We start from the raw sequence: 26,922 nt of genomic DNA, 5'->3' as shown, positions 1-26,922 counted from the left end.
AAGCTCTGCGGTGTCAGCCTGTGGAGAGGAACGCTCTGGCGCCGGACGCAAGCCCCGCGTGAAACGAGCCTCGATGCGACAAGTCGTGGACTTGCGCGGCAAGCAGGAACCAGACAACAAGGCGGCGGCGTAGCTTTAATCAGCTATGCACTGGTTTGTTTAGGTTCTGGAGAGCGGAAAATGTATTGGAATTGGAACTGCGTAAGCCGGCCCGCGGCCGTTAGAAATATTTAGGGAATGCCAATTTCCCGCCGGCGTCAGTAAAGCAATCGAGTTCGAATCGTTCCCGGAATCTGGCGAAGTGCATCCAGTATGCCGTCGGCCGTCTGGCCAACGCCTTCGGCTTCAATCACCACGTAACCCATATCGCCGTAGGTCTGCAGGAACTCACCGACGATGTTAAGCCCTCGGGACGAAAAAATCGCATTCAGACTGTTCAGAATACCAGGGCGATTTTCGTGAACATGGATGAAACGCGTGCCGTTTGGACGTGGCGCTAGTTGAACCTGGGGAAAATTGACTGCGCCGATCGTCGAGCCGACGTCGGAATACTCGACAAGCTTCCTGGAGACTTCCTTCCCGATGCGCTCCTGGGCTTCTTCGGTCGACCCGCCAATATGCGGAGTGAGAATGACATTGTCCAAACCTTGCAGCGGTGTTTCGAAACGCTCTTTGTTTGATGCCGGCTCTTTCGGGAACACGTCCACGGCTGCGCCTGCGAGGTGCCCTTCTTTCAAAACCATCGCGAGCGCTTCAAGATCCACCACGGTCCCGCGGGAGTTATTGATGAAAATAGCTCCCTTTTTCATTTGGCGGAGTTCCGCCTCAGTAATCATGTTTCGCGTCGAACTCGTTTCCGGAACATGCATCGTCACATAATCTGAGATTTCGAGAAGCTCGCCGAGCGTCGCCATCGATTCTGAATTGCCGTGGCGAAGCTTGTCTGAAGGGTCAAAATAGCGCACGTTCATGCCCATGCTTTCCGCAAGGACGCTAAGCTGCGAACCGATGTTGCCGTAGCCTACGATGCCTAGCGTTTTCCCACGCACTTCGCGACTGCCTACGGCAGATTTTTCCCACCCACCACTATGCGCGGATGCTGAACGCGGGAAAATCTGCCTGGTCAGCATGATGATTTCACCGATCACAAGTTCCGCGACTGAGCGCGTATTCGAATAAGGAGCGTTGAATACGGGGATCCCGCGTCGGCGGGCTGCGTCGAGGTCGACCTGATTTGTCCCCACGGAAAAACAACCGACGGCGATCAGCTTTTTGGCGGACCTGAAAATTTCCTCTGTCAGATGCGTGCGTGAACGAATTCCGACAATATGCGCATCGACGATGTGACTTTTGAGATCCTTGTCATCCAGAGCCTTCGGCAATTGGGTAAGATTGACGTAGCCGGATGACGAGAAATAGTCCACCGCGCTCTGACTGATGCCTTCGAGCAGAAGAACGGAAATCCGATCGCGTGCAAGAGAAAGATGTCGGGTCATTGGATTACTTTCGATTGTCGAATTCGATTGGGCCGAGGACGCCTGTCGGGCAAAAAAAGCTCACAGATATTGCCGTGTGGTTTAGCGACCATCCAACGGACAGCGCAAGTGTCCCTCGGCACTTCTTGTGTGGTTGCCGCCCGTTTTGCAAGACGTTTCTGACCTTTCGTGGGTGGTCGAGTGCCATCTTCCGCAAGGCCTTTCGTTGCGGCGCTTTCATAGGCCGCCGGCGGCTACGCTGATCTTTGGATCGTGTCGGAGAAATTTACTAGGCTTGCGGAAAGGACACCTCCATCGCGGTCGGCTAACGTTTTGCCCTTAGCAAGATAGGAAGCCTAGCCGCCGCAGGAATGGCGTATGACCAGTCGGCATGGCAAGCGCGTAATTCCGGTCGGAATGGTCTCGCCTTTCGTCAGGCCGAGGATAGCAAGTCCGGCGCGGTGGCCGATCTCCTTCAGTTCCATATCCACCGTGGTCAGAGGCGGTCTGGTTTGTCGGGAGATCACCTCCCAATTATCGAAGCCGACGACTGCAACATCTCCGGGGACGGCAATATCCTTGTCGCGCAGTGCGTCGATCACGCCGCGCGCGATTTCATCGTTTCCGCAGAATATCGCATCGGGTATTTTTTCGCGGCGTGAGACTATCTGTTCAATGGCCTCATGGCCCCATTCTTCCGACCAATCGCCAAATAGAACTTCGGCATTGGAGCCTACGCACTCACGATAGGCTTTTGCGCGAACGCGCACGGCGAGGTAATCCTGCGGACCCGTGATGTGCAGGATATGCGCACGGCCCAAGGCCTGCAGATGTTTAACGGCAAGGCGCGCGCCCTGGGCGTCGTCTGGAAAGAAGCTGATGCGGTCCGGCGGTCCCTCGGCGAAGGCGTAGACAACAGGTATCGACAGCTTTGCAAGCTCTGGCGGCGGGGTCAGGTCAAGGCGCGTTGCTGTAAAGATGATGCCATCCACTTGACGGTCCAGCAGGGTCTCCAAGTGCAGACGGGCCAGGCGCGGGTCATTGTTGGTCGCACACAAAAAGACCGACAAGCCGTGATCGACAAGCACCTCCGAAACGCCCGCGGCCATCGGGAGGGTCAATCTGCCATAGGTATCATTCGTCAGCATGCCAATGGCATGGCTGCGCTTGGTCAACAGGCCACGGGCAAGCGCATTCGGCCTGAAGCCAATCTCTTCGGCTACACGTTTAACGCGTTCTATCGTTTCCGCATTTGTGCGCCCGGTTCCGTTCAGCGCGTTCGATGCTGTCGAAATACTGACACCTGCTGCTTTCGCAAGATCCCGAATTGTCTTTCGAGGCATATCTCTCTCGGCCCAAATCACACATCTTGAAATCCATTGCTGAAACCTTTTAGCAGAAATAAGCGTGCTGTTAAAAGGTTTTATCAGATTTCATCAAAAAACGTGCATGCAGGCTGTCGACATGCAAAATAATGTCGACTAACGTTTCGATCACGCCATCTGGAGGCCGTTGGCGAGAAGGAAAAGGGGAACTTCCATGTTCAAGTTAAAGTTGACAATTTCTGCCATCGCGTTGATGGCCAGTGCAACATTTGCCAATGCGACCGACATCACCTTGTGGGTGCGTACTTCCTCTGGCGCTGTGCTCCAGGGGCTTGCCGACAAGTACAACGCAACCCATTCCGACAAGGTCAACGTCACGCAGATTACCGCTGAGCAGATGGTGCCGAAGCTTGGCGCTGCCATCGCGGGCGGTGCTGCGCCGGATGGTGCTGTGCTCGATCTCATCTACCTGCCGACCTTTGCCGCTGCAGACGGTCTCGAGGACATCACCGCTTTCGTCAAGGGGCTGCCCTATGCATCGGCTCTTAGCCCTTCGCATATCCGCCTTGCGACTTATGACGGCAAGATCTACGGCGTACCCGCCCTGCCGGATGCTTCGATTATCGCCTATAACACCGATCTGTTTTCGAAGGCTGGCCTTGATCCGAACAAGGCGCCTGCATCGCTCCAAGAGATCGCGGCGGATGCAAAGAAGATAACAGCCCTTGGCCACGATACTTACGGCTTCTATTTCGTCGCAAATTCCGGCAGCTGGCTGATCTACGATTTTCTGCCGCATCTTTGGGCTGCAGGAGCCGATGTCCTCAGCGAAGATGGTCTGACCGCAACGGTCGATACGCCGGCCATGCGGGAGACCATCGCTGCCTATCGCGATATGGCGAAAGCCGGCGCAATCCATCCGACCTCCAGATCGGGTAACGGCAACAATGCCGTGGAAGCCTTCGCCTCCGGCAAGGTCGGCGTTCTTATGACTGGCTCCTATATCGTCAATCTGCTGACGAGCAAGTATCCGGACGTCAAATTCAATGTTGCCCCCATTCCCGGGCCGAAAGGCGGGGAATCTAGCTTTGCTGGCGGCGATACGCTTGCGCTGATGAAAGGCATCAGCGACGAGAAGAAAAAAATCGCGCTCGATTTCGTCAATTTCTACATGCAGCCCGAGCAGCAGGTCTACATCACCCAGGAATCGGGTATGCCCTCGCGTACTGATCTTGCCAAAGACGCCTACGCCAAGTTCGACAAGCGTAACCTCGTCGCCTATGACGTGCTGACCAAGGCACGGACTCCCTATACGTTCTCGTCAGATGAGCTTTTCGTCAGCCGTACCGGTCCGTTCCTGAACCTGATCCAAGGGACCATTTTCGGCGAGGATGTCGATGGCACGATCGCCAAAACCGAGGCGGACTTTACCCGTATCCTCCAGCGGACCAACCCGAAATAAGTCACTTGGCCGAAAAATGGCGAAGCGTCGCAAGGCGCTTCGCCCTCATCCCCTTTTGACCGATCAAGAAAAAAGGAGCGGTGCCGTGAGCTCATCGCTGCGTCGCGGCAGGAAGACGGCAGTCGTGTTTGGCGAGCCCGAGCCGAAAGGCTGGCTTGGCCTTGCTTTCATCTTGCCGAGTTTCCTGTTCATCGTTTTGCTCTTCCTTGTACCGCTTATCATGACGGTATGGATGAGCTTCTATAGTTGGCCGCTTCTCGGCCGGGCAAAGTTCATCGGACTTGCCAATTATGCTGAGCTTCTTGGCGATACACAGCTGTGGCATTCCCTTGGTTTCACCCTTCTCTATAGCGTCCTGGTCACCGCCGCGCTTTTCCTCGTTGCCTTTCCGCTCGCTCTGTTGGTCGATCGGCCATTGCGCATCGCCGGCTTCTTCCGCACGGTCTATTTCATGCCTGTCGTCATCGGTTTTGGTGCTGCTTCGACTTTGTGGATGTGGTTGCTCAATCCCGATAGTGGCGTCTTTGCCCAGGTTCTGCGCGGCATCGGTGTGATCGATAGCGCTCCACGACCGCTTGAAAGCTTCTGGCCGGCGCTTGCCGTTATCATTTTGATGGTGGTCTGGAAGACATCCGGCTTCACGATGATCATTCTGTTGACCGGTCTGCAGAGTATTTCGACCGATGTGATCGAAGCGGCAAAAATCGACGGAGCTAATGTCTGGAGCCGTTTTCGCCGTATCACCTTGCCATTGATGCGCAATTCGGTGGTGCTGGCGCTGGTGCTCAATGTGACCTCGTCGATGCTGGCTTTCGATCAGTTTTTCATCATCACCCAAGGCGGACCGTCCAACAGCACCATCTCCGCAGTATTTTCGATCTATCTCGCATCCTTCTCGTCCTATCGCCTCGGCTATGGTTCGGCGATCTCGTTTGCGCTGCTGATCGTTCTCGTTGCAATCAGCACTGTTCAGTTCGTCTTTCTGCGGCAACGGCCGGAGGAAGGCTGATGCATCGCCTGAATTACAAACCGCACTACAAACCACAGCCGAAGTCGGCGAGCGAACAACTGGGCTACCTTGCCTTTATCCTCGTGGCACTTGTCTTCGCGCTATTCTTCGTGATGCCGATCGTCTGGTCCTTCGCCAACTCATTCAAGCCGGCTGCGGAGGCCCTCGCCAATCCAGCCGCATTGTTCTCAAAGGCTTTTTCGCTGGAGAACTATCGCCGCCTCGAGCATGTGGGTGCCGGATGGTACATCTATGCCGGTAATTCCGTGGTTATTGCAGCGGGCACCGTGCTGCTGACAGTTCTGGTATCGGTTCCCGCAGGATATGGCTTCTCGAAGTTCCGTTTCCCGGGGCAGGGGCTGCTCTTCGTGCTGATCATGGCAACGATGATGATCCCGTTCCAGTCGATCCTGACGCCGCTCTTCCTTATTCTGAAGACGGTTCGGCTGCAGAATAATCTCTTCGGGCTGGTGTTGATCTATGTCACGTTCCAGCTTCCCTTCTCGGTATTCATGATGCGCAATGCCTTCGACGCAGTGCCCAAGGCGCTGATCGAGGCGGCGCGCATCGATGGCGCATCGCAAGCGACCATTCTGCGCCGCATCATGCTGCCGATTGCGCTTCCGGGTGTGGCGACCGTCGCCATGTTCGCCTTCCTGAATTCCTGGAACGAATTCCTGGCTGCACTGATCTTTCTCTCAGATCAGAACAAGTTCACCTTGCCGATCATGCTGGTCAACGTCTCTTCCGGCATCTACGGCATCATCGACTGGGGCGCCCTGCAAGCCGGCATCGCCGTGACCATGGTTCCCTGCATCGTCCTTTTTCTTCTTTTGCAACGTTACTACGTGCGCGGCCTGACTGCCGGCGCCGTGAAATGACTGCGGCCATGCCGCTTAAGGAGTTTCAATGCCTTCGTCCCCCTCCGATCAATCCAAATCGGCACCGGAAATGCAGCGTTATGTCCCGGTCGATCATTCCCGTGTCAGTTTCGATACGGGCTTTTGGAAAAGCTGGACGCAAACGGTGCGTGACGTCACTATTCCGACCCAGCATAAGCGGCTGGAAGAGGAAGGCTTTCTGGAAGTCCTCGACTTCGACAAGCCGGCTGAGCCGCTTGCCCGACCCGTTCAGCCAAGCGGGCTCTCAATGCAGCACTTCTTCGATTCCGATTTTGGAAAATGGATCGAAGCCGCCAGCTACACCCTCAAGGCGCACCCAAATCCAGACATTGAAGCAAAGATCGACGCCATTGTCGCAAAGCTCGAACACGGCCAGATGGCAGACGGCTACCTGAACAGCTGGTTCATTCGCCGCGAGCCGGACAAGCGCTGGACGAACCTTCGCGACCTGCATGAAATGTACTCGATGGGACATCTCTTGGAAGGAGCGGTCGCCTATTTTGAAGCAACGGGCAAGCGCCGCTTTCTTGACGTGATGATCCGCGCGGTCGACCATATCATCGACAGGTTCGGACGTGAGCCCGGCAAGCTGCGGGGCTATGACGCGCATGAAGAGATCGAGCTGGCGCTCGTAAAGCTCTATCGCATCACCAGGGACCCCCGGCATCTCGCGCTTGCCACCTATTTCGTGGACGAAAGAGGGCAGATGCCGTCCTACTACGACGAGGAAGCGATCAAGCGCGGTGAACGCCCGGAAGACTATGTCTATCAGACCTATGCATACAGCCAGGCGCATATGCCTGTGCGCGAACAGGAGCAAGTTGTCGGCCATGCCGTCCGTGCGATGTATCTTTTTTCCGCAATGGCAGACCTTGCATATGAAAATAACGATCCGAGCCTGAAGGCCGCCTGCGACAGGCTTTTCGACAATCTGACGAGCAGGCAGCTCTATGTGACCGGCGGGCTTGGCCCATCGGCTTCCAATGAGGGGTTCACCCGGGAGTTCGATCTGCCGAATGAAACGGCCTATGCCGAGACCTGTGCTGCGGTCGCTCTCGGCTTCTGGAGCCACCGCATGGCTCAAATCGACCTTGATGGCAAGTTCACCGATAAGCTCGAAACGGTTCTCTTCAATGGCGCGCTCTCGGGTATTTCGCGTGACGGAGAGCACTATTTCTACGAGAACGTGCTCGAAAGCCATGGCCAGCATCGTCGTTGGAAGTGGCATTATTGCCCATGCTGCCCGACAAATATTGCCCGCTTCATCACATCGCTCGGACAATATTTTTATTCGACGAAGCCGGGCGAACTAGCGGTGCATCTCTATGGTGCGAATGTCGCGGAGCTTCGGTTCGGCGACCGTTTGCTGCGACTGCGTCAGGGCACAAGCTACCCATGGGATGGCGACATCAGGCTTCAGGTGTCGATTGATCAACCGAGCCGTTTCATTTTGCGGTTGAGAATTCCGGCGTGGTGCCGCGAGGCATCAGTGGCGGTCAACGGCGAGGTCTTTGATTTGGACGGCTGCACTGCCAAGGGTTATGCCGCGCTCGATCGGGTGTGGAGCGATGGCGACGAGGTACGCGTTACCCTGCAGATGGCCGTTGATCGGCTCTATGCCCATCCCGCAGTTTCGGAGGATGGCGGACGCGTTGCCTTGAGCCGCGGGCCGGTCGTATATTGTGTCGAGGAAACCGATATAGGCTGCGAGCCGCAACGTCTGCGTCTTCCGGCCCCCGCGGAGCTTTCGGTGCGTTACGATGCCGGGCTACTCGGTGGCGCAGCCATCCTGGAGGGTACCGCGTTGGAGGCGGATACCACCGATTGGGCGCAAGCTCTCTACAGGACGTCACCCCCCACACTGAGGGCGAGGCCATTCCGGGCAATCCCCTACCATCTTTGGGCCAATCGCGATGCCGGTGCGATGGCGATCTGGCTACAGGAAGCATAGGAGCAGGTCATGGCACGATTGGAGCTTAAGAATCTCGTCAAATCTTACGGTATCTACGAAGCCGTACGTGGCATCGATCTGGAGATCGAGGACAACGAATTCGTTGTCTTTGTCGGTCCGTCCGGGTGCGGAAAGTCGACAACCCTGCGCATGATCGCGGGTCTGGAGCATGTTACCGCCGGCGAGATCGTCATTGGCGATCAGGTCGTAAACCGGCTCGCTCCCGGCAAGCGCGACATCGCCATGGTGTTCCAGAACTATGCGCTCTATCCACATATGACGGTCAGGGAAAATATTTCCTTCTGCCTCGAACAGCAGAAGCTGGCCAAAGGCGAAATTGACGCTCGCATCACGCGCGCGGCGGAAACACTGCATATTGGCGAGCTGCTGGAGCGGCGGCCGGGTCAACTTTCCGGCGGGCAGCGTCAGCGCGTGGCCATGGGTCGTGCCATCGTGCGCAATCCCAAAGTCTTTCTCTTCGACGAGCCGCTCTCCAACCTCGATGCGAAACTACGCGTTCAGATGCGCACGGAGATCAAACGGCTGCATCAGCTATTGCCCACGACAACAGTCTATGTCACGCACGATCAGGTGGAAGCCATGACAATGGCCGACCGCGTGGTCGTCATGAACGGTGGCGTGATCGAGCAGGCGGGACCGCCGCAGGAACTTTATCATCGCCCCGCCAGTCAGTTCGTTGCCGGTTTCATCGGTTCGCCTGCGATGAATTTCCTTTCGGCGCAATTGGCGTCGAGCCACAAGGGACTTGCCGTCATCCTGGAGGACGGCACCTCGCTCGCCGTTCCTGATGCGCGCGTCAACGAGTATGCCCGCCATGCCGGAAAATCGGTCGTTTTCGGCATACGACCGGAATCGATCAGCGATCGTCAACAGCGCCCGGGGTTCGCAGACGTCGAGGCCAAAATCGACCTAGTGGAGCCCCTTGGCCCGGAAACCATGGTCTATTTTTCCATCGGTGACGCAAATCTGTGCGCCTGCATCGATCCGGAAAGTGCACCTAAACCGCAGACGATGATGCAGCTGTCGTTCAATATGAACCAGATGCATCTGTTCGATGTGGAGACGGGAGCGGCTCTTTCGCCTGCCTATGGGTTCCTAGTCGCCTGAGATTGTTACGGGCGTGGATGATTTGACGCTGCATTTATCGGGCGTGCAGTGCTGACAGCAGTGACACCAAGGCGAACTTTTCCGGAAGCCCTGTCTGCGGAAGCCAGTTACCTGTCAGCGCGAGGGGGTAGCGCCGAATGCCGCCCTTCCGTCGCCGCCCAGCCGAATGCGATACGAGCGGAATCTCGCCGGGGTCGGAGGGGGGAGTCAGCATCGTCGTATTCGTATGATCCTGGCGCGGTAGGCATATCATCCCAAAGACCCTCGGCATGCTTTAGCCCTATTTCGCTGCGGCTCCGGCCGCAACCGTCAGGATGAAGTCATCGAGCTCCCCTTCCAGGCTTTCGACCGGCAGGCCGACGAACCGTCCCTCCAGGCTGATGCTGACAACGCCATGGACGGCGCCGAACAGGGTTCGGGCGCGGATGGCGCGTTGCGTCTTAGACATTGTCGGCTGCAGTTCGGCGAGCGGTTCGGCAATGATGCCCATTAGGAACATATGCTCTTTAAGATGCCATTCGGGGCTTGGGCGGTCGTCCGGCGGCCGATGGTCGAAGAGCGCCTTCCATAGATTGCGGTGGGTGAGCGCGAAGCGCAGGTAGCCGCGGGCAAGGTTGCGTAGCCGGTCCGTCGGCGTGTAATCCCTTACTTCCGCGAGCGTCAAGGAGGCCTCAAGGGCCTTCAACGTCGCCGAGTTAACGTGAATGACGAGATCGTCGAGATCGGCAAAAACCGTGTAGAGCCCTCCGAGGGCGCAGCCAACATCTTGCGTAACGTCGCGCGCCCTGAGGTTGGAAAGCCCGTCGGCTGCGATGCGATCGCGTGCCGCCTCGATCAGCCGCTGCTTCAGATCCTCGCGTTTTTCCAGGGTTTTTCTCGCCATTAACCATTCCAATTCGATTTTTGAACGCTGTTCAAAAATCTTGTTGAACAGCGTTCATGATTCTGGCATACATCGTTTGTGAACATCGTTCATAAACGGGAGACGACAAATGTTCAATTCAATTCTGACGCTCCTTCGCGGTCAGGCCCATGATGTGGAACAGGCTTTCATCGATCGCAATGCTGTGCCTCTGCTGGCGCAGCAGATCCGGGATGCAGCGAGCGCTATTCAGTCGGCGCGAAGGGCCGTGGCGATTGCGATTGCGCAGAATGAGCAGGAAAAGAGCCAACACGCCGCGATCATCGCTCGCATCGCGGATCTGGAAATCCGGGCCATTGCCGCTCTAGAGAAGGGCAATGAAGAGCTCGCCCGGGAAGCTGGCGAGGCGATTGCTCTGCTCGAAGCCGAGCGCGACCTTTCCGAAAGGGCGCAGGCGCAATTCGCTCAGGCGATCGGCAAGCTCAAGGCAACCGTTCGCGCATCCGAAGCACGCCTCCAGGAATTGCAGCGTGGAGAGCGCTTGGCGCGTGCCACCGCACAGACGCAGAAGCTTAATGCCGCTTGTGACGACAACTTGGGCCTGGCAAGGCTGGACGAGGCCGAGGAGACGCTTGCCCGCCTTCGGGCCTATCAGGACCGCTGCGAGATCACCGCATTCGCCATGAAGGAAATGGACGCCGCGAGCCGGCCGGAAATCGTCATCGAAAAACTTGCCAATGCTGGCTTCGGCGCACCACTCGGTCCCACGGTCGACGATGTGCTCGCCCGCCTTCGGGAACGCATGAATTCTGTAGCCTGAAACCAAACGCACCAAACTTATAAAAGAGGATAGGATCATGAACGACAGCTTCCAGAAACATTCACAGGCTTGGGTTAGCTTCTCCTACATCTCCCTCGGCGCTGCCGCCTTCATGCTTTTTGTCGGTCTCTACATGATGCCGATCGATCTCTGGGGCAAAGGCTATCTCGCCATGGGCATCCTGATGCTGGTGCAGACGACGGTTAATGTCACGAAAACGATCCGCGACAATACCGAGGCTGACAAACTGATCCGCAAGGTAGAGGATGCCCGAACGGAGAAGCTTCTGGTTAAGTTCAATCGTAACGATCAGGACTAATGTTTGTTAACGACGCCGCAGGGTTGTATTTTCGCTCAACCATTGCGTAATAACTCTGTGGCGTCTTATTGGCTGAACGAGGGGTACGCCATGCAAAAACACCTGATGAGATCGAGGAAGTTCGCGCCGCTGTTTTGGACGCAATTCCTCACCGCCTTCAATGACAATTTCCTCAAGCAGACTCTGGTTTTCGTCATTCTCGCGCAGATGGCGACGGAAGGTGCGGCGCTGGTGACGCTTGCCGGCGGCATCTTCATCGTCCCGTTCCTGCTTTTGTCGGCGCTTGCCGGCGAACTCGCCGACAAGCACGACAAGGCCAAGCTGGCCGAGCTTTTGAAGCGCTGCGAGCTTGGAGTGGCGGCGATTTCCGTCGTAGGCATTGCATTCTCATCCATCTGGATTTTGATGCTCGCCCTTTTTGGCTTTGGCGTCATTTCCTCCCTCTTCGGGCCGATCAAATACGGCATCCTGCCCGATCAACTCCCAAGCCGGGATCTTCCCAAGGCGAATGCCTGGATCGAGGGCGGCACCTTCATTGCCATTCTCACCGGCACCATGGTCGCCGCGGTCGCCTTCCGCCAGGGCGAGAACGTCTGGATCTTCGGTCCGATGATGATGGGCCTCTCCATCCTCTGCTGGTTTGCCGCGCGCATGATCCCCTCGATCGGTGCCAAGGCACCGGATCTGGTCGTCGACACCAATGTCGTGCGCTCCAGCTACAGACTGGTCAACGAGCTTCACGCCGATAGCCGCATCTGGCGTGCCTCGCTGATGAACTGCTGGTTCTGGTTCGTCGGCGCCTTCATCATGTCGATGTTGCCGATCATGGTCACCGATATTCTCGGCGGCTCGGAAATCGCCGTTCCCGCCTATCTGGCGATCTTTGCCATATCAGTCGCCATCGGCTCGGCCATTGCCGGTTGGATGGCTGCCGGCCGCATCGTGCTCCTGCCGGCGCCGATCGGCATGCTGATCGTCGCACTCTTCGGTCTCGATCTTGCCTGGAACCTGTGGGGCCTTCAATCGACTTCCCACGCCGAAAGCATCCTCGCCTTCTTCGCCGGGCCGAAAACCGTCCGCGTCGCCGTCGATCTCGCCGGCATGGCGATTGGCGGTGCCTTCCTCGCCGTTCCGACTTTCGCGGCGATGCAGAGCTGGGCGCATGAGGATCGTCGCGCCCGCATCATCGGCGCATCCAACGTCCTGTCGGCTCTTTTCATCGCGGTCGGCCTGACGCTCGTTGCTGTCCTGCAGGCGATCGGCCTGTCGATTCCCGTGATTATTCTCAGCATATCCGTGCTCAATATCGTGATTGCCTGGGTCATGCTGAAGATGTTGCCGACCAACGCCTTCCGCGATCTTATCTCCATCATCTTCCGTGCCTTCATGCGGCTGGAAGTCGAAGGACTGGAAAACATCCGCAAGGCGGGCCCCGCGCCGATCATCGCGCTTAACCATGTGAGCCTGCTCGATGGCGCCCTGGCGCTTGCCATCACCGAGGAAGAGCCGGTCTTTGCGATTGACTATTCCTTCGCCAAGAAGTGGTGGGTGCGGCCGCTTTTGACGAAGTGCAAGTTCCTACCGCTCGACCCGACGAAGCCAATGGCGACACGCTCGCTGATCAAGGTGATCCAGGACGGTAGCCCGGTCGGCATCTTCCCCGAGGGTCGCCTGACCGTCACCGGCACGCTGATGAAGGTCTATGACGGCGCCGCAATGGTCGCCGACAAGACCGGCGCGATGATCGTGCCCGTTCGCATCGACGGTCTGGAAAAGAGCTACGCTTCTTATCTGACGTCGAGCCATGTTCGCCGCCGTCTCTTCCCCAAGGTCAAGGTAACGATCCTCGAACCGGTCACGCTTGATGTACCGGCAGAGCTGAAGGGCAGGAAGCGCCGCATCGCCGCCGGTGCCGCCCTCTACCAGATCATGTCGTCGCTGATGTTCCGCACCGCCGACACCGACAACACGATCCTTGCCCGCGTCATCGAAACAGCTCGCGAACACGGCGGTCAGAAACTCGCCGTCGAGGATCCGATTGCAGGCAAGTTGTCCTATGCCAAGCTCCTGACCGGTGCTGCGGTGCTGGGCGCGAAGTTCCGGAAGTTGTTTGCCAAGGAGAAGACGCTTGGCGTCATGCTGCCGAACGCCAACGGCACGGCCGTGAGCGTCCTCGGCGTCATGTCGGCGGGCAAGGTTCCGGCCATGCTGAACTTCACGGCGGGCGCTGCCAATATCCTTTCCGCCTGCCAGACGGCAAAGGTCAAGCATGTACTCAGCTCGCGCGCCTTCATCACCCAGGCCAAGCTCGGCCCGGTGGTCGAGGAGCTCGAAAAGCACGTGACCTTCGTCTGGTTGGATGAGCTGCGCACCCAGGTCACCTTCCTCGATAAGATCGTCGGCCTCCTGCGCAAGTATCGGCCGCTGGTGAAGCGCAACGCAGATGACCCGGCTGTCATTCTCTTTACCTCCGGTTCCGAAGGTGCGCCGAAGGGCGTGGTGCTGAGCCACCGCAATATCCTGTCGAACGCAGCCCAGGCGGCCTCACGCATCGATTTCCACCCCGGCGACAAGGTGTTCAACATCCTGCCGATGTTCCATTCCTTCGGCTTCACGGCGGGCACGATCCTGCCGCTGGTCTCGGCTGTGCCGGTTTTCTTCTATCCATCGCCGCTGCACTACCGGGTCGTGCCGGAGCTGATCTACGTCTCGAACGCCACCATCGTCTTCGGCACGGATACGTTCCTGAACGGTTATGCGCGCACCGCCCATCCTTACGACTTCAGATCGATCCGCTACATCTTTTCCGGCGCCGAACCCGTGAAAACATCGACCCGCGAGGTCTATATGGAAAAATTCGGCCTGCGCATCCTGGAAGGCTATGGCGTGACCGAGGCGGCCCCGGTGATCTCGCTGAATACGCCCATGTACAACCGCACGGGAACGGTCGGCAAGATCATGCCGGGCATGGAATGGAAACTCGAGCCGGTTCCTGGCATCGACGAGGGTGGCCGCCTTATCATCAGCGGCGCCAACGTGATGGCCGGTTATATGCGTGCCGACAATCCCGGCGTCCTCGAGCCGCTGCCGGAAGGCTGGCACGATACCGGCGACATCGTCACCATCGATGACGACGGATTCGTGAAGATCTGCGGCCGGGCCAAGCGCTTTGCCAAGATTGGCGGCGAAATGATTTCGCTTGCTGCGGTCGAAACCCTTGCCGCACAGCTCTGGCCCGGTGCTCTCAGCGTCGTCTCGGCCGTGCCGGACACGAAGAAGGGCGAGCGCCTCGTACTCTTGACCGATGCGCCAAACGCCACGCGAAGCGATTTCCTTGCATTCGCCAAATCGAAAGGTGCAACCGAAATGATGGTCCCGGCCGAAGTGACCGTCGGCAAGGTGCCGGTCCTGGGTTCGGGCAAGGTCGATTTTGTCACAGCGCGCGCCATGGCGATGGACGGCCTCTCGCAGTCGCGGGCGGCGTAAAGTTATCATCCTGAACGACGAAGCGATCGGTGGCCCGCACCATCGACCGCCCTTCCGTGTAATGGTGCAACATAGTCTTCTTGGTAAGATTTTTGTCTCTAACCGCGGGAAACGAGCGATGAAAACCTTCAGCTTTGCGTTGGCGCCTGAAAAGCTCTGGCAAGCAATTAACCCATGGACATTTTACCAGCAGGGAGCGCAGATCGGCTTCATCAATATCGATCTTGGATCGACACCGGCCCCCGAAACCGAGCAGACCATCCTCGATGAGGTGGGAAGCTATGGCCGCCAGATCGGTCGCATCGGCGATGCACTCGAGGTGTTATTGAAACATCTTCCGTTGGAGAAGCTCTCGCACGACGAGCTTGACACGTTGGCGGTACTGAAAGGCCAGCTCGCTGAGGTTCGGCAAATCAAGGAGCGGCAGGGCCGATGACGGTCCGCACGCCCAAAATTGTCCGAGCCACTTTATGGTCGTTGGTCAAGCTCCGTCATTTGCTGCAGAGCTTCGGCTAAATGTCTTCCAGACCGGTTATTTGGTCGTCGCGATGGCCCGGTAATAGCATTTGCGGAACCTGCTGAAATGCCCATGGCTCATCCTGTGATGTCCGAGACAGCACTCAAACGACATCGAACCGCGTCTTGTCCCATTTCTGAGGCGCAGTCGCGTAGCCAAGGAGCGTGACGATTTTTGGAATCGCCTCGTGGTGCCAGGATATGAGAACCGCTCCGGCCCCATCAAGGACCGCCTTCACGAGCTCGTCCTCATGGCCCTCCGAAAAGCGGGTGTCGGTTCCGTTCAACAATGCCGCCGTTGGTGCGACCGTATGCTGAGGGCGAAGGCTCTTGCTTGCGTCTATTGCCTTGCTGGCGAAGATCGATGCAGGCGTTTCGATGACGGCGTCAGCTGGCCGCTGATCGATCGGGACGAAAAAGCGAGCAAGTGCGCCGGCACGCTGCCAGCCCGCAACCGACAGATCTTCTGCGTCTTCCCGGCCGGTCTCATCGACGCCAAGAACGCCATGCGCGGGGTCCGGCTTTTCGGCGTGCCGGATGACCATGATTTTCCGGGTCATTTTCAGGGCCACCACAATTTGTTGTCACCGCTGGCCGCACTGCCAGGATCGAAGTACTTGTCTTGCCATTGATCAGAAGGCTCAAGTCCCGAAAATGCGTGCGTGCCGTTCTTCTGGATCTGGTAACGAAAGCGGTAATGATCGTAGATGTCCATGACATGGACCGCATAGGCCTTTGCGAGGTCCTGATGGCCGCGCACGATCAAAAGGTTTTCGTCGTTGTTGTAGGAGGCGCGGAAACCTTGATTGTGACTGCCGGTGACGACGACGCAATCGGCAGACATGGGATCGATGACGATGATCTTATCGTGAATGATTGCATGCGCGGTTGGGCCAAGCTTCAAGAGCTCCTGTTGCCAGAACGCGAATTGATCGGTGATCGCGCTTGCCGGAACGACTTCGACCGGATCTTCCGTGGTGCGATGCACCAGCGTGGTGTTGAAGACGTCGACCGCGCCGGGATCGGTCGCAGCGCCGCGGATGAACAGATCTGGTCGGTCTGATCCGATCTTCGCCGCCCGATCGACGACACTTGGATGGCCGGGCTGGAATTCAAGGAAGAGAATGGCATTTTTGGCATCCTCCATCAGCTGGAACACCTCAGCGAGGTCGAGCGGAGTGGCCTCATCGGCCGTCGGATGCGAGGTGCGCGCGTGTTCGGTATTTGGAGAAAACCATACCGTGGCTTTCCCATCATCGATTGGATGGTCCTTTATCCCCGGGGTCTGGTTTGCCTCTCTAAGGTCCGCACCCTGCTTGGATTGCCCCTGTGGCGGCGAGTCGGCCTTCAGCCGGTTCCAATAGCTGAAATAGGCGGCCGCCAGGTCGGGGTCTGCGACAATCAATGCGTTGTTGGATTGGGCGCAGACGGCGCTGGAGGTCCAATTCGTGCTGCCAAGCAGGACTTCCTCCGGTTCGCCCTGAGCATTCAGGTAGACCACGAATTTGTTATGGCCGATATGCCCGCCCGGCACGAAGCGATCGATGATCTCTATGTCGGCGGCGGCATGCAAGGTTTGCCGCGCCGCGCGGTTCTCCTGGTCGTCCGGACCCGTATTGGAAAGGATCACGTGAAGCCCTTTCCCATTGACGAGCAACGACAGGAGATCGGGATCGTCGAGCTCGTAAAGCGCGGCGTAGCAGCTTCCGTTCTCGGTTTCGGCTTTTTTGAGTAGAAGCTCCAGCCCTTCGAGAATCTGGCCGGCCAACGCTAAGCGCAGGGGGTCGCCGGGCTGATCGATCCTGCCCTTCAAGACGGCATAGTTGGGTGCGCCCGATGGCCCCTTCGGGACTGCGTGTGACACAAACTGGGTCGAGAGGATGCCGCGATTGAAATAGGTCTTGAAGTGACCGCGGTCGGGGGTGAGCGTGACGGAGTTGGTGACGAGCGCATGAGCGTCGTCAGGCGTCAGCGGCTGTCCTGTTCCGGCTTTGCCGCTGACCGGGACAATCTTATAAGTGTAGGTTTCACCACGCTGCGCCGTGACGTCTTTCCACGAGTATTTCTGGATCGGCCAGATCGTCGTGTCTCGCTTCGTCCAGGCATCGTTGTTTTCGCCAACGAAGCCGACCCATGCGGGCAGGGGTGTCCAATCCCCGGCGGCATCGGGATCGCCGAGCTTACGGAAAACTGCAAATCCCAAGCAGCCCGGCAATTTGGCATCATATTGCCAAGCAATCTGCGCGACGTCATTGTTTGCCAGTGCAAGCGCTGTAGCCATTTTCGAATCCTCCCGTTCAATGGCAAGCATTCTCATCAGGCATGCGGGATCAGCTGTAGTGGACGCCCTCGTATAGCACGTAGCCCACGGGGTGATGCGTGAAGTGTAAGACAGGAAGAACAGGGTCCCTGTTGTCTTCCGTAGGATAGGCATCGCCACTTTCGATATATTCGCCTTGCAGTTCGATTGGTCTTCCTTCCTGCAGGTCGGCGATCTCGTGATCGAGGCCCTCGAATTCCAGGACGGTTTCAATGAGCACTGTGAAGTGCTGATGATTGGCTCCGTGGTGGTTTTCAGGCGCTGCGAAGACGCGAGTGCCTTGAACCCTTGTGAGGGGTGCGCCGAGCGAATGCGAGAAACGGTGATACGGAAGGATGCGATTTGCGCGATTGACCATTTCGCCCTCCTAGCAATTTTCTAGCGAGCTTGAGTTCAATCCGGCGTGCGCGCAACTTTTAATTTTATGATTAAAATCTTTTCACAATTTAATGCGGTTCGTGCGTTATCCCCGTCGCCCCGGCCTGATCTTGCTGGCAATAAGCTCCATCCCTGTTATCGCCGCAGGGCTGGTCACGCCTTTTTGTCTGGCTGGAGACATGTCGTACGCTTTGTGCGAGCGCCGCTATCGCTATCTTTTTCTGCCGATGCCCTCGGCGTCGAATAGGTGTTGCCTTAATTTCTTAAGGTACATTTCAGCTTCATCTGCAAGCACAGGGAAGCCGCGCCGCCAATCAAGCGATTGGGGCGACGATACCAATCGAAACGGAGGTGCTGAGACGTGGCTGACGTTTGTACGCAAGGTTTGGATACGGGCTTCATTGCCCTTGGATATGCAAGAACGGCTGTTTTGGGAGTCGTTCAGGGATTGACTGAGTTGCTGCCCATATCATCGACCGCACATATGCGGCTCGTTCCGGCGCTTCTTGGCTGGCAGGACCCGGGGTCGGCGTTCTCGGCGACGATGCAGCTGGCTGCCCTGGCCGCCATCGTATCCTACTTTTGGAGCGACGTCCGATACGTGGCGTTTGAATCGATCACCGCGGTCCGGAAGGGGTTTTGGTCTTCGCCGGCCCTGCGCCTCGCATTCGGCATCGTCCTTGCTACCGTGCCGATCGTGATCGGTGGCCTATTGTTGTCCTCGAAGCTAAACACCTGCGGCTCGCCCCTGCGCAGCCTCTGGGTCATCGGCGTATCCTGCATTGTCATGGCTGGCCTGCTTGCGCTCGCCGAGCTCTACAGCAGACATCGACGAGATATGGAGAAGATGAGCATCCTCGACGCCCTGATCGTCGGCTTGGCGCAAGTCGGGGCACTCATCCCCGGTGTCTCGAGATCGGGATCGACACTGACCGCTGCCCTCTTTGTCGGTTTCAAACGGGACGAGGCGGCCCGATTCTCCTTTCTGCTCGGCATTCCAGCCATCACGCTGGCGGGCTTGAAGGAATTGTTCGAGCTCTACCGCGCGCATCTATCGCTCGAAGGCTGGTCGATTCTAGCTGTCGGGCTGATCGTCGGAAGCATCTCCTCCTTCGTGACGATCTGGGGTCTCATGCGCTTTCTGGAGCGCTTCTCCACCTGGCCATTCGTGATTTATCGCGGCGTCTTGGGCGTCATTATCCTGGCGGGCGTATTCTACGCCGGCTGGAGCTAAGTATTGCGTGTCCGCATGGGACGCACCAGGGACACTCCAACTTCCTAAATCGGCTCATCGCCCTCAAAACCGAGATCGGTTTTGAGGGCGATGAGCTAACTTATTCCCGCCGATTATCTGGTACCAGATGGCCTTCTAGCCGAAACAACCGGCATAACGCCTGGCGCTCGAAATGTGTTCGCGCCACTACCCAGCCTATTTGCCTGCGGTGATCTGCTCAGGTGACAGCAGATCTGCGTGGTGGGCGAGGGCGACATCGGGATGGGAGCGCAAGCGGCTCTTCAATTGATTGACCCCGACCTCCCGAAAAATGGGATTGAGGGGATCGACGGAGATGCCTCGCTCGGCAAGCTTCAAATCGTCTGGAAGTTCGATGACCGGAATTGGCGCGTCGGGTCGCGAACCCAGGAAGAAGGCGACCGAAAAGCGCTCGACGCCCGCAGGCGGCGCAATAACGTCATGGACATCAGCGCGCACGAAACCGTTCGTCGCCAACTCGAGCAGTTCTCCGGTGTTGATCACGAAAGTGCCGGGAACCGGTGGTGCATCGATCCAGAGATCGTCCTGCGTGCGTACGCGCAGGCCGGGAACCGTGTCCTGAAGCAATACGGTCACGAAGCCGCCGTCTTTGTGGGCGCCGACGCCCTGGTCCGTCTCGGTAGCGTCTCGACCGGGATAGCGGATGATTTTCAAAAGTTGTGAAGGCTGTGGTTGATAAATCTCAGCAAAGACGTTTTCAGATTGGCCAAGAGCCACCGCAATCGCCTTGAGAATGTCGATACCGATCCGCGTCACTTCGGCCTGGTAGGCAAGCAGGAGCGGTTTAAGTTCCGGTAGCGCTTCCGGCCACTGGTTTGGACCCTGCAAGCGACGCCAGGCGGGCGTGTCCGGGCCAATCTCGAAGGGAGTGCTTTCGGTGTTGATGTCTAGCTGCTCTCGCCAATCCTGTTCGCCGCGAGTGCGTTCCTGTCCAGCACGGTTATAGCCACGGAAGTGCGGCGACTTCACCATTTCGATCTTGAGCTTTTCTTCCAGCGGCAGGGCGAAGAAACGTTTCGCGGTCGCCATCACATCGCCGATCAGGTTCGGATCGACGCCGTGGTTCTGCAGGTAGAAGAAGCCATGCTCGTGAAGGACGCCGCGCAGCTCGGCGATGAAGGCCCGGCGATCCTCCGACGTGCCGTAGAAGCGCGAAAGTTCGAGAATTGGCAGCGCAGGCGACGGCGCGATGGTCATGATTATCTTGTCACTATCCTTAAGAGCAGGGTAGGGCGAGCAAAGCAAAACACGAAAAGCTTTGCGGCCGGCGCCAAAAGAGACGCTAGAGGGCGCGGCCAACCACGGCAAACAAGATCATCTCAAAGATGCAAGGCTGCTTAGAACGATTTTGCTGCCCACGCGCCAAGCCCGACAAACACAAACTTCATCGATGGAACCGGCGGGACGGCGACCGTCCCGCCCGGACGGTGCCGCTTCTCAATTGGACAAAGCTTGGCAAAGGGGAATGGGACGCGGTGGCGGCGCTGGATGATCTTGCTTGTACTGGGCGATCATTGGCTCGAGCTTCTCCTTCGGCCAGAACTGCGGCGAGCCGATTTTGCTAAGGCATGAGGCATTCCAGTAAGAACCGTTTTTGGCCGGCGACTGGCCTGATGCTACGGCATGGGCGACAGCACCGATGTCACGGGCCTCTGGATAGATATAGAGGGTTGTTGGGTTATCGTTGACCATGGACAGTATTTGCACGGCATCTTCCGGCGACCAACTGGTGCAGCCGTCGCTGCGGCCACCCGCATAGGTGACCAGTTTGCCGAATGGGACATAACCCTCACGATTGGCGTAGGGGCTTTCCGGTTTTTTCTGCATGCATATTCCGGAGACCAGCGCCGCGGCATGTCCACCGATGGCACGCTGCCTGGCGTTCGCAGTATCGCCGATGCCGTCGAACTGAACGAACGAGCGGGTCAGAATTGCGTCGTGATTGGTAGAAGCGCGATAATAGCCTTTGAAGGTTGTCTTGATCTCATTCGTCAGGTACGCGCCACCGGCGGTCAGATTGGAATCCATTGCGTTGCCGAAGTTTTTTGCACACTCCCGCCCGTTGGAAAAGTTGACGACGCCCTGGAGATTACGGCCACCGCCATGCCCTGCCGATATGACCCGGAATGACTGGGCCGCCTCGCAGATCATGTAGAACCGGCCGGCTGTCGGCCCGTTAGGCCGCGTGGCGTCCATCGCGAAATAGCATGCGTTTCTTACGCGTCCTTCTGCGACCTTCTGCAGATAAAGTGCCCGAGCCCGCTCCAGCACGACGGGAGCAATCTGCCCGTTTCCGTCACCAACATATCCTGACAGCCAGCCTGGAATGGACGATGCATTGCTCAAGGCAAAACTCGGGCCTGCGGTGAAGAGTGATGCCACCACGGCAGACAAGCCGAGGCACTTGAAAATGCTAGATTTTGGGCGCATGCGGTGTCCCCCCGAGATGTCGAGACGATCATCTCTATGATGCCGCTCGCGGTATCGGAATCGAAGTTGCCGAAAGTTCTATTGCATTATCATTGTGCTTGAGCAATCGTTAACACTACGCTTCCAATTTTATCGCCGCTTCTCTACACGAACTGCCAAAAGCATCAGCAACCTAGAAAATGACGTTGGTGTGGACCTCCCGTCCCGAGATCCAATCCCGTTTTTCAGCGGGTGGAAAGTGGCGGCGGTGGTGGTGGAGCGGTCGAGCCGGCCGCGAGTGAACGCTGGACCATGACGGTGTCAGCCCAGCGGCCGTAACGATAGGCAACTGCCGGCAACAGGCCGACGCGGACGAAGCCGAAACGTTCATGCAGGGCGAGCGAGGCGGCGTTATCGGCGTCGATATAGCCGATCATCTGCCGAAATCCGGCCGCAGCGCAGGCGTCGATCAACCCGCGCATGAGCAGGCTGCCAACACCCTGACCGATATGTTCATGATGTACATAGATCGAGTGCTTGACGGTGTAGCGATAGGCCGGGCGCTTGCGGAACAACACGACATAGGCATAGCCCACGACTTTTTCGCCTTCGATCGCAACGACATGCGGGAAGCGGCGGTCTTTCAAATTCTTACGACGTTCGCGTAGATCGTCCGGCTGCGGCGTATCGCTTTCATCGACCCCAACCTCGATGCCACGGCGAATATGGCGGCGATAGATCGCCAACATGGCATCGACGTCGGTCTCGCGGGAAGGGCGAATGACGATCATTTTCTCCTGTTTCATGGCTGAACCTGAATTTCTAAGCCTATTCCGCGACGACGTAGGTATAAAGCCGGATGCGGCCGGATGCATCAATCTCGCGATAGACCCCTTGAATCTCCACTTCAAAGCCGGGGAAGGTATTGAAGCAGGTTTCAAACATCTTGAGATAGTCGATCATCGGCCTTGCCTGTTCCGTTAAGCGCTCGCCGGGTACGATGGTGGCGATACCCGGAGGATAGACAACGAAAGGTGTCGTGGCGATGCGGCCGGCTATGGCGTCGATCGGCAGATACTCCACGTCGTTGCGAACCAGGCAACGTGCGGCGTCATGGGGCGACATGGCCATCGGCGGTAGGTGCTCAGCAGAAAACTGTTTTGTCTGAAGCGCGCTGACATCGGCTTGACGGAAGAAGTTGTGCATTTGCGCGCAGAGATCGCGCAGACGCACTCCCGCATAGCGGCCCGGACGGAGTCGATAGAATTCCGGGATCGCCTCCTCCAGTAGAGCATTGTCGTCGTGAAGTTTTTTGAAGGCGACGAGGCCGCTTATCAAGGTGCCGGCTTTGCTCGCCTCCACACCAGGGGTGAGCAAGAAGAGCAGCGAATTGAGGTCGTTTTTTTCCGCGACGATACGGTTCTCGCGCAGATATTGCGCGACCACCGGCGCCGGTATGCCGTGCTCTGCGTATTTTCCACTCGCCCGGTCGAAGCCGGGGGTAAGCAGTGTGAGCTTGTTCGGATCGGTCATGGCAAAGCCCGGCTCCATTGCGCAAAAGCCGTGCCATGCCGCGTCGGGCGTCAGGTGCCAGAAGGCGGGATTGGTGGCGAGCTGGTCAGTAGAGACGCTTTCCCACGGCACTTTGTGCGCCGCCCCGGGGCTCGATGCATCCGGGATCGCCACCCGGTCCGGCACGAAGGGCTCGAAGAACCAGCGACGCTCGGGGCGATGTTCCTTCTCCTCGAATTCGCGCCGCACTGCGCGGATCTTCTTGCGCAGCTCGATGCCGAGGCGGATCGTATCGTCCCACAGCACTTCGCCAGAGCGGCCCTTCATCATCTGCGCGCCGACGTCGAGTGAGGCAAACAGTGGATAGAAGGGCGAAGTCGAGGCGTGTTGCATAAAGCTTTCGTTGAAACGACGGTGCTCCACGCGGCGCTTCTGGCCGGCAATATGCCGGTCCTTCATGTGGATTTGCGAGGCCTGGGAGAAGCTTGCGAGCTGCTTATGGGTGGATTGCGTTGCGATGATGCCCGGCGCATCCGGGCCGAGGTCGGCAAGGCCCATGGCAAAGCGCCCGGCATAGAGAGGGTGAAACTTCATGAAGCCTGCCCATGCTTCGTCGAAGAGAATGTAATCGCACAAATGCCCGATACGCTTGAGGATCATCTCGGCATTGTGGATGGTGCCATCATAGGTGCACTGCTCCACGACAGCGACGCGGAATGGGCGCGGCTTCTTATAAGCCTCCGGGTCTTTCACCAAAGGATGCGTGCGGATGCGCTCTCGCAGCGCCGCCTCGTCTATGGACGCAAAATCCATGGGACCGATCAGGCCATAAAGGTTGCGTATGGTCGGCACGTAAACCGGAATGCCGCCGGAGATCATCAGGGCGCCGTGATGAGCGGCCTTGTGATTGTTGCGGTCAAACAGCACGAGATCGCCGTCGGTGACGAGGGCAGACAGCGCGACCTTGTTGGATGTGGAAGTACCGTTCAGGACGAAATAGGTCTTCTCGGCGCCAAAGATTTTGGCCGCTTCCTTCTGCGCGGACAGCGCCGGTCCTTCGTGGGTCAGCAGGTCGCCGAGATCGAGCACAGAATTGTCGAGATCGTCGCGGAACACCGCTTCGCCGAGATGCTCCATGAAGACACGCCCGATCGGGCTGCGGCTGTAGAAAATGCCGCCATTGTGTCCAGGGCAGGTCCAAAGGTGGTTGCCTTCTTCGGCATAGTCGACCAGCGCACCAAAGAACGGCGTCTTCAACGTCTCGGCATATTGCTTCAACCGGCTGATAAGGCTCTTGGCGATGAAGGCGGGCGTTTCTTCCGACAGGAAGACATAGCCGTCGATGAAATCGAGGACCTCCACCGGCACGTCCTCGAAGCGCTTGCGGCGGATCAGCAGGATGATTGGGAATTCGAGACCGCGCCGACGCATCAGATTGATGAGGGAAGCGGTCTTGCCCTCGAGCCCCTTTTTACCCCAGTCGACCAGCATGCAGCCGATGGCGGCGTCCGTCTGTACGGCGATCTCTGCATCTTCGAGATTGCGCGCGCGCACCACCTCAAAGCCCGAGCGTTCGATCTCCTCGACAATCTGGTTGTAGCGGGCGCCCTCCAGATCATCGCTGTCGAAAGCTGGCGTCGCGAACAGAAAGTTGAAACGCCTGAAATAATCCATTTGGGTACCTCCTCCTGATCTGGTACGAGGTGTCGACGCGTTTCATGACAGGGATGTGACAGAGCATCGGATGACTGATAATGCGCGGCCATAAAGAGCGCTTGCCGTAGGGCGTGCGGTCACGCTCCGACGTTGGTTTATCAATTGAAATGCCAAATGCCGCCGCATCTCTCAAATTAGCTGGCAATTCTCATTTTAGCGACGCGACCAGCAACGGCAACAATGCAGCGAATCGTTTTATGCTTTCTGGGCCGCCGACTGCGTCAAATCAAAGGCGATGTGTCTGGAAAGAACGGCGCTCACTTGCGCTGCGATGCACTGTCCATGCGGTAAGCAAGTTGTGCTCGTGTCAGGCCAAGCATACGGGCGGCAGCTGAGAGGTTGCCCTGCGACCGCTCCATGGCTGTTTCATAGAGGGAATGTTCGAGGGCGCTCAGCGAAAAGCCGTCCGATCCCAGCAATTGGTTCGGATGAACCATGGTGTTTTGCGGCCCGTTTGCGCTATCCCGGAGATCGGCAGAAAGATGCGCCAGTTCGACCTCGATCTGAGCGGCTGAGATCGTCGTGCCGGTGATGAGCGAATTGAGTGTGGCGATAAGGACGCCGCGCATCTGGCGTAGATTGCCTGGCCAGAGTTCAGCCTCGATCAGCTTTTCGGCGGTCGCGTCGAAGCTCGGGGGCCGTAGCCCCATTTGAGCCGCAAGTGTCGGCAGCATAGCACGCGCGAGTGCTACCCGCTCCCCGTCCCTTTCGGCCAAGGACGGCATACGTATGTGCAGCGGCGACAGGACCGTGCGAAGATCGCCTGAAAGCCCTGGCATCCGCGATTGCGGGCATTCGTCCGCAATCGCGAGAATGCGCGGGGCCCCTGACGCTATGCCTTCCTCTATGGCACGAGCCAAATGCGGCTGGATGTCAGTTGGTATGGTCCCGACTGCGTCGATCACGATGATCTCACGCGAAGGCACCCGGCGCATCGACTTTTTCGGACGCGCGATTTGCGCGCAGAAGGCGAGGTCCACCTGCATCCCGACCATTCGCTGCACGTCGCGTGCGGCAAACCCGGAGGCGATGTGTAGATAGTGCGCGGCATTGCGTCGGCCCGTGCCAGGCGCACCGGATATCAGCACCGGCAGAGACATGTCGGCGATCCGGTCTAGTCTTTGGCGCACGGGCTTGAGGATGAGGCCCTCTAGGCTGGATATGGAAGACACCGTCTCGCGCGTCGCTGCGGAGCGCACTGGAGTGTCGGAGCGAAAATCTTCCGCGATGTCGATGCATTCCTTAAACAGGATCACTTCGGGATCATTGGCGCCCCAGCCGTCCGCTGGCTTGCCGATGACACGGCAATGGTTGTGACCCTGTGCTGCGCATTCGACCTCCTTATAGACGATCAACGTGTCGAAGAATTCGCTGGCATAGCCTGAGGCATAGCCGAGTTGGGTCCAGCAGACCGGTTCGGAGGCAAGCCGAGCCTTGCTGAATTCGGCGGCTTCGACGCTGTCATGCCAGAGGAATTCAGCGGAAAAGCGCTTCCTTCGGAAATCATAGGTGTTAAAGATGGTCTCCACCCGCACCACGCCGCTGAAGGTGTGCAGCCGCGTCCCGGCGGTGAACGCATCCCCCATGTCGAGATTGGGCCAGCCCGTGCGTACGAAACGCGCATCTGCGCGGCCCGACATGAAGCCCAGGCGCAAGAGAAACACACGGGCCTCCTTTTCACCGAGAAGCCGCACGAGTTCGCGCCTTAGGTCCGAAAGCGCGGATGCCCGTTGCATGACGATGCGCGCACCATTCAGCCGGATCGTTCCGTCGTTCGGGTTGAAGACGAGGTTGGAGAGAAGCTGCCGCACGGTCGGGTTGCCGCCCCGGTCGAGCATTTTTGACGGTTCGGTTAGTCGGTGCATCTTTCCCTCCTGAGCCCCAAGCAGCGCGCCGGACGCGTGTGACCGGTGATTTCACCATTTCATGAAGCCATTTTATCATTTCAGCATCCGTGATTTCTGGCAAGCATCGGAACGGGTTTGGTCTCCCAAAAAAATCCTTTTGATTTCATAGGTTTGATCACTCACTGAAAAAGTTTTCTTACGGCCTCACGGAG

Annotated in this window: 21 protein-coding genes; 10 read left to right on the top strand and 11 right to left on the bottom strand. The window is 57.9% G+C overall.

All coding sequences use genetic code 11. The features are described 5' to 3' along the window. Positions 1–257: 257 nt before the first annotated feature. Both serA and PY650_RS28330 read right to left on the bottom strand, forming a co-directional pair. Positions 258–1,496, bottom strand: a complete 1,239-nt coding sequence (serA, locus tag PY650_RS28335; RefSeq protein ID WP_285883013.1) for a phosphoglycerate dehydrogenase — start codon at positions 1,494–1,496, stop codon at positions 258–260. Between the two features lie 335 nt (positions 1,497–1,831). Then, on the bottom strand, positions 1,832–2,818 hold the full coding sequence (locus PY650_RS28330) for a LacI family DNA-binding transcriptional regulator (RefSeq protein WP_285883012.1): 987 nt from the start codon (positions 2,816–2,818) through the stop codon (positions 1,832–1,834). Positions 2,819–3,014: 196 nt separating this feature from the next. Here PY650_RS28330 and PY650_RS28325 point away from each other — a divergent pair, with 196 nt between their 5' ends. The 5 genes from PY650_RS28325 to PY650_RS28305 all read left to right on the top strand — a co-directional run bounded on the left by PY650_RS28325 (position 3,015) and on the right by PY650_RS28305 (position 9,252). Continuing rightward, complete coding sequence (locus PY650_RS28325) at positions 3,015–4,262, top strand: ABC transporter substrate-binding protein (protein ID WP_285883011.1); 1,248 nt, start codon at positions 3,015–3,017, stop codon at positions 4,260–4,262. An 85-nt stretch (positions 4,263–4,347) separates the two neighbouring features. Next, positions 4,348–5,271, top strand: coding sequence for a carbohydrate ABC transporter permease (locus tag PY650_RS28320; RefSeq protein ID WP_285883010.1), 924 nt, complete (start codon positions 4,348–4,350; stop codon positions 5,269–5,271). Continuing rightward, positions 5,271–6,152: a carbohydrate ABC transporter permease gene (locus PY650_RS28315; protein ID WP_285883009.1), complete on the top strand. Its 882-nt coding sequence runs from the start codon at positions 5,271–5,273 to the stop codon at positions 6,150–6,152. Before PY650_RS28320 ends, PY650_RS28315 begins: the two co-directional genes overlap by 1 nt. Positions 6,153–6,180: 28 nt before the next feature. Further along, positions 6,181–8,124 carry a glycoside hydrolase family 127 protein gene (locus tag PY650_RS28310; protein ID WP_285883008.1) on the top strand — a complete coding sequence of 648 codons (1,944 nt, stop codon included), beginning with the start codon at positions 6,181–6,183 and terminating at the stop codon, positions 8,122–8,124. Positions 8,125–8,133: 9 nt separating this feature from the next. Then, on the top strand, positions 8,134–9,252 hold the full coding sequence (locus PY650_RS28305; protein WP_285883007.1) for an ABC transporter ATP-binding protein: 1,119 nt from the start codon (positions 8,134–8,136) through the stop codon (positions 9,250–9,252). 280 nt (positions 9,253–9,532) lie between these two features. On the opposite strand, the gene PY650_RS28300 is transcribed toward PY650_RS28305, so the two are convergent. Next, the gene (locus PY650_RS28300; protein ID WP_285883006.1) at positions 9,533–10,135 is read right to left on the bottom strand and encodes a TetR/AcrR family transcriptional regulator; all 603 of its coding nucleotides are present in this window, start codon (positions 10,133–10,135) and stop codon (positions 9,533–9,535) included. A 109-nt stretch (positions 10,136–10,244) separates the two neighbouring features. Here PY650_RS28300 and PY650_RS28295 point away from each other — a divergent pair, with 109 nt between their 5' ends. The 4 genes from PY650_RS28295 (at position 10,245) to PY650_RS28280 (ending at position 15,175) form a co-directional block, all read left to right on the top strand. Then, positions 10,245–10,934, top strand: a complete 690-nt coding sequence (locus PY650_RS28295) for a PspA/IM30 family protein (RefSeq protein WP_285883005.1) — start codon at positions 10,245–10,247, stop codon at positions 10,932–10,934. 37 nt (positions 10,935–10,971) lie between these two features. Further along, positions 10,972–11,253 (top strand): YiaA/YiaB family inner membrane protein, encoded by a 282-nt coding sequence (locus PY650_RS28290; RefSeq protein ID WP_285883003.1) that lies wholly within the window; start codon positions 10,972–10,974, stop codon positions 11,251–11,253. 90 nt (positions 11,254–11,343) lie between these two features. Then, entirely contained in the window at positions 11,344–14,739 is a 3,396-nt protein-coding gene (locus PY650_RS28285; protein ID WP_285883001.1) for an acyl-[ACP]--phospholipid O-acyltransferase, read from the top strand. Positions 14,740–14,857: 118 nt separating this feature from the next. Beyond that, positions 14,858–15,175, top strand: a complete 318-nt coding sequence (locus PY650_RS28280) for a hypothetical protein (RefSeq protein WP_285883000.1) — start codon at positions 14,858–14,860, stop codon at positions 15,173–15,175. 184 nt (positions 15,176–15,359) lie between these two features. On the opposite strand, the gene PY650_RS28275 is transcribed toward PY650_RS28280, so the two are convergent. From PY650_RS28275 to PY650_RS28265, 3 genes are read right to left on the bottom strand one after another with little or no spacing between them, the layout of a single operon-like run. Further along, on the bottom strand, positions 15,360–15,815 hold the full coding sequence (locus PY650_RS28275) for a histidine phosphatase family protein (RefSeq protein WP_285882999.1): 456 nt from the start codon (positions 15,813–15,815) through the stop codon (positions 15,360–15,362). A 2-nt stretch (positions 15,816–15,817) separates the two neighbouring features. Continuing rightward, positions 15,818–17,536 (bottom strand): phospholipase D-like domain-containing protein, encoded by a 1,719-nt coding sequence (locus tag PY650_RS28270; RefSeq protein WP_285882998.1) that lies wholly within the window; start codon positions 17,534–17,536, stop codon positions 15,818–15,820. 49 nt (positions 17,537–17,585) lie between these two features. Continuing rightward, a complete protein-coding gene (locus PY650_RS28265) occupies positions 17,586–17,933 on the bottom strand; it encodes a hypothetical protein (protein WP_285882997.1) in 348 nt (115 codons plus the stop codon). Between the two features lie 381 nt (positions 17,934–18,314). Between PY650_RS28265 and PY650_RS28260 the strand changes: the two genes are divergently transcribed. Further along, positions 18,315–19,187, top strand: coding sequence for an undecaprenyl-diphosphate phosphatase (locus PY650_RS28260; RefSeq protein WP_285882996.1), 873 nt, complete (start codon positions 18,315–18,317; stop codon positions 19,185–19,187). Positions 19,188–19,382: 195 nt separating this feature from the next. Here PY650_RS28260 and PY650_RS28255 read toward each other — a convergent pair whose 3' ends face one another. From PY650_RS28255 to PY650_RS28235, 5 genes are all read right to left on the bottom strand, one after another. Further along, positions 19,383–20,423: an isopenicillin N synthase family dioxygenase gene (locus PY650_RS28255; protein ID WP_285882995.1), complete on the bottom strand. Its 1,041-nt coding sequence runs from the start codon at positions 20,421–20,423 to the stop codon at positions 19,383–19,385. A 240-nt stretch (positions 20,424–20,663) separates the two neighbouring features. Continuing rightward, a complete protein-coding gene (locus tag PY650_RS28250) occupies positions 20,664–21,656 on the bottom strand; it encodes a hypothetical protein (protein ID WP_285882994.1) in 993 nt (330 codons plus the stop codon). A 224-nt stretch (positions 21,657–21,880) separates the two neighbouring features. Further along, positions 21,881–22,441: a GNAT family N-acetyltransferase gene (locus tag PY650_RS28245; RefSeq protein ID WP_285882993.1), complete on the bottom strand. Its 561-nt coding sequence runs from the start codon at positions 22,439–22,441 to the stop codon at positions 21,881–21,883. 22 nt (positions 22,442–22,463) lie between these two features. After that, a complete protein-coding gene (locus tag PY650_RS28240) occupies positions 22,464–24,821 on the bottom strand; it encodes an Orn/Lys/Arg family decarboxylase (RefSeq protein ID WP_285882992.1) in 2,358 nt (785 codons plus the stop codon). Positions 24,822–25,120: 299 nt separating this feature from the next. Next, positions 25,121–26,728 carry a XylR N-terminal domain-containing protein gene (locus tag PY650_RS28235; protein WP_285882991.1) on the bottom strand — a complete coding sequence of 536 codons (1,608 nt, stop codon included), beginning with the start codon at positions 26,726–26,728 and terminating at the stop codon, positions 25,121–25,123. Positions 26,729–26,922 lie beyond the last annotated feature (194 nt).

The organism is Martinezella calliandrae, from assembly GCF_030272695.1.
Taxonomy (GTDB): Bacteria; Pseudomonadota; Alphaproteobacteria; order Rhizobiales; family Rhizobiaceae; genus Rhizobium; species Rhizobium calliandrae.
This window is presented reverse-complemented; position numbering and strand designations above follow the sequence as displayed.

What these genes read in the sequence shown, in the direction of transcription:
- serA (WP_285883013.1), bottom strand. Translation starts at nt 1,496, where the DNA reads ATGACCCGACATCTTTCTCTTGCACGCGATCGGATTTCCGTTCTTCTG.
- PY650_RS28330 (WP_285883012.1), bottom strand. Translation starts at nt 2,818, where the DNA reads ATGCCTCGAAAGACAATTCGGGATCTTGCGAAAGCAGCAGGTGTCAGT.
- PY650_RS28325 (WP_285883011.1), top strand. Translation starts at nt 3,015, where the DNA reads ATGTTCAAGTTAAAGTTGACAATTTCTGCCATCGCGTTGATGGCCAGT.
- PY650_RS28315 (WP_285883009.1), top strand. Translation starts at nt 5,271, where the DNA reads ATGCATCGCCTGAATTACAAACCGCACTACAAACCACAGCCGAAGTCG.
- PY650_RS28310 (WP_285883008.1), top strand. Translation starts at nt 6,181, where the DNA reads ATGCCTTCGTCCCCCTCCGATCAATCCAAATCGGCACCGGAAATGCAG.
- PY650_RS28305 (WP_285883007.1), top strand. Translation starts at nt 8,134, where the DNA reads ATGGCACGATTGGAGCTTAAGAATCTCGTCAAATCTTACGGTATCTAC.
- PY650_RS28300 (WP_285883006.1), bottom strand. Translation starts at nt 10,135, where the DNA reads ATGGCGAGAAAAACCCTGGAAAAACGCGAGGATCTGAAGCAGCGGCTG.
- PY650_RS28295 (WP_285883005.1), top strand. Translation starts at nt 10,245, where the DNA reads ATGTTCAATTCAATTCTGACGCTCCTTCGCGGTCAGGCCCATGATGTG.
- PY650_RS28290 (WP_285883003.1), top strand. Translation starts at nt 10,972, where the DNA reads ATGAACGACAGCTTCCAGAAACATTCACAGGCTTGGGTTAGCTTCTCC.
- PY650_RS28285 (WP_285883001.1), top strand. Translation starts at nt 11,344, where the DNA reads ATGCAAAAACACCTGATGAGATCGAGGAAGTTCGCGCCGCTGTTTTGG.
- PY650_RS28280 (WP_285883000.1), top strand. Translation starts at nt 14,858, where the DNA reads ATGAAAACCTTCAGCTTTGCGTTGGCGCCTGAAAAGCTCTGGCAAGCA.
- PY650_RS28275 (WP_285882999.1), bottom strand. Translation starts at nt 15,815, where the DNA reads ATGACCCGGAAAATCATGGTCATCCGGCACGCCGAAAAGCCGGACCCC.
- PY650_RS28270 (WP_285882998.1), bottom strand. Translation starts at nt 17,536, where the DNA reads ATGGCTACAGCGCTTGCACTGGCAAACAATGACGTCGCGCAGATTGCT.
- PY650_RS28265 (WP_285882997.1), bottom strand. Translation starts at nt 17,933, where the DNA reads ATGGTCAATCGCGCAAATCGCATCCTTCCGTATCACCGTTTCTCGCAT.
- PY650_RS28255 (WP_285882995.1), bottom strand. Translation starts at nt 20,423, where the DNA reads ATGACCATCGCGCCGTCGCCTGCGCTGCCAATTCTCGAACTTTCGCGC.
- PY650_RS28250 (WP_285882994.1), bottom strand. Translation starts at nt 21,656, where the DNA reads ATGCGCCCAAAATCTAGCATTTTCAAGTGCCTCGGCTTGTCTGCCGTG.
- PY650_RS28245 (WP_285882993.1), bottom strand. Translation starts at nt 22,441, where the DNA reads ATGAAACAGGAGAAAATGATCGTCATTCGCCCTTCCCGCGAGACCGAC.
- PY650_RS28240 (WP_285882992.1), bottom strand. Translation starts at nt 24,821, where the DNA reads ATGGATTATTTCAGGCGTTTCAACTTTCTGTTCGCGACGCCAGCTTTC.
- PY650_RS28235 (WP_285882991.1), bottom strand. Translation starts at nt 26,728, where the DNA reads ATGCACCGACTAACCGAACCGTCAAAAATGCTCGACCGGGGCGGCAAC.